Genomic DNA, 1,904 nt, shown 5'->3' on the forward strand with positions numbered 1-1,904 from the left:
CGCGGCGCCTCGGTCTCTCCGCGCCCCCGGGGGTGGCGGGGGGGGGGGGGGGGGCCGCGCCCCCCCACGCCCGCGGATCCCGCGGGTTCGCCGTCGTGCCACGCGACCAGCAGCCGTCCTTCCGGCGGGACGAGCTCGGCTCCGCTGCGGACGGCGATCTCCCGTTCCAGCTCCGCGGGGTCGGTCCGGCGCCCTTCGTGCAGGAGGTACCAGCGGTCGCTGACCTCCGTGTAGTACGCCCGCCACAGCGCGGCGGCGACGGGGGAGTCGAAGGGTTCCGGCGTGACGATCACGGTCATGACTGGCATTGTCGGGCCGCGGCGCGCACCGGGCGCAACCCAATAACTTGGCACCGTGAATCGCACCGACCGGCTCTACGCCCTCGTGGAAGAACTCCGTGCCGCCGCTCCCCGGCCGCGCAGCGCCCGTGCGCTCGCCCGGCGCTTCGAGGTCAGCGTCCGGACGATCGAACGTGACCTGGCCGCGCTGCAGCAGTCCGGGGTGCCGATCCACGCGGAGCCGGGCCGCACCGGCGGCTACGTCCTGGACCGCGAGCGCACGCTGCCGCCGCTGACCATCACCCCGGCCGAGGCGACGGCCCTGGCGGTGGGGCTGCACGCCCTGACGGGGACGCCGTTCGCCGCCGACGCACGCAGCGCGCTGCACAAGGTGCTGGCGGTGATGCCGGAGCGGGAGCGGGCGGCGGCGGCCGAGATGGCGGGGCGCGTGGGGCTGCTCGTACCGGCCGCGCGTCCGGCGCGCACCGCCCGGCCGGTGGTCCCCGGGCCGCTGCGGGATGCCCTGTCGGCGGGCCGGGTGCTGCGTCTGGACTACGCGGACGCGGGCGGCTCCGTCACCGGCCGGGACGTCGAGCCGCTCGGTTTCCTCGGCGGGGAGGAGCACTGGTACCTGGCGGCCTGGTGCCGGCTGCGCGGGGCGCCGCGCGGCTTCCGACTGGACCGCATCCGGTCCGTGGCGGCACTGGACGAGCGGGCCCCCAGCCGGCGCGTCGACCTGGCCGCGCTCGACACGCTGGGCTCGGACGTGGTGCCCCTGGGCGAGTTCGGAATGTGACGCCAATCACCGACAGGGCGGTGTCGCGGAGGGGGCGGAGGCTGGTGCCCGTTCAAAGCCCGTGCTTCCGGGCACTCCTGACGAAAGGCACGACCATGACGACCGCCTCCGTGGACACCGGCATCGCGCTCTTCGACCGCTGGACCGCCCTGTGGAACGGTGACTTCAGCGACCCGGAGGAATTCCTCGCCCCCGGCTTCCGCATCCGCTTCGGCAACGACCCCGAGAACGCGGAGACCGACGGGATCCACGGCCCCGACGGCATCGTCGAGTTCATCTCCGCCTTCCGCGCCGCCGGCCCCGGCCAGCACTACGCCGTCGACGGCACGCCCCTGGTCGACGGTGACTCGGGCCGGGTCGCCTGCCGTTGGTACGTCACGCGTGCCGACGGCCTCCAGAAGAGCGGCATCGACCTGTTCGAGGTGGTCGACGGCCGCATCGCCACCGTGTGGTCGGTGACGGGGCTGCGCCGCTTCGCCGACTGACAGCCGTTTGGACGGCCGTTTGGACGGCCTTTTGTCCATGGCCTTTCGGGAAATCCGACTGGGGAACCGGCCAGTGAGGCCGGTCGGATCCGGAAGGCAACCATGTCCACAGGCTTGATCATCGTTCTGATCGTGATCGCGGCGGTCGTGGTCGGTTTCGCGGCCGCCCTGGTCCTGCGCGCTCGGGGCGGGCACGGCGGACGCAGTCTGAAGCGGCGCTTCGGGCCCGAGTACGACCGCACCGTGGCTCGCCACGACGGGGACACCAAGGCCGCCGACCGCGCACTCGCCGAGCGGGTCGACCGGGTCGGCGGACTGCGCGAGCGGCCGCGGGAGCCAGCGGAA

Annotated in this window: 2 protein-coding genes and 2 pseudogenes; 3 read left to right on the top strand and 1 reads right to left on the bottom strand. The window is 74.1% G+C overall.

Annotation, left to right across the window (positions count from 1 at the left end):
* A pseudogene (locus tag ACFW2E_RS46035) lies at window positions 1–299 on the bottom strand (GNAT family N-acetyltransferase); the annotation flags it as partial.
* 55 nt (window positions 300–354) lie between these two features.
* Here ACFW2E_RS46035 and ACFW2E_RS46040 point away from each other — a divergent pair.
* From ACFW2E_RS46040 to ACFW2E_RS46050, 3 genes and pseudogenes are all read left to right on the top strand, one after another.
* Complete coding sequence (locus ACFW2E_RS46040) at window positions 355–1,074, top strand: helix-turn-helix transcriptional regulator (protein WP_384477936.1); 720 nt, start codon at window positions 355–357, stop codon at window positions 1,072–1,074.
* 95 nt (window positions 1,075–1,169) lie between these two features.
* A complete protein-coding gene (locus ACFW2E_RS46045) occupies window positions 1,170–1,559 on the top strand; it encodes a nuclear transport factor 2 family protein (RefSeq protein WP_384477939.1) in 390 nt (129 codons plus the stop codon).
* 102 nt (window positions 1,560–1,661) lie between these two features.
* A pseudogene (locus ACFW2E_RS46050) lies at window positions 1,662–1,904 on the top strand (hypothetical protein); the annotation flags it as partial.

Source organism: Streptomyces sp. NPDC058964 (assembly GCF_042741275.1).
Lineage (GTDB): Bacteria > Actinomycetota > Actinomycetes > Streptomycetales > Streptomycetaceae > Streptomyces.

Bases quoted from the DNA above. Each gene is read 5' to 3' on its own strand.
- ACFW2E_RS46045 (WP_384477939.1), top strand. From the start codon at position 1,170: ATGACGACCGCCTCCGTGGACACCGGCATCGCGCTCTTCGACCGCTGG.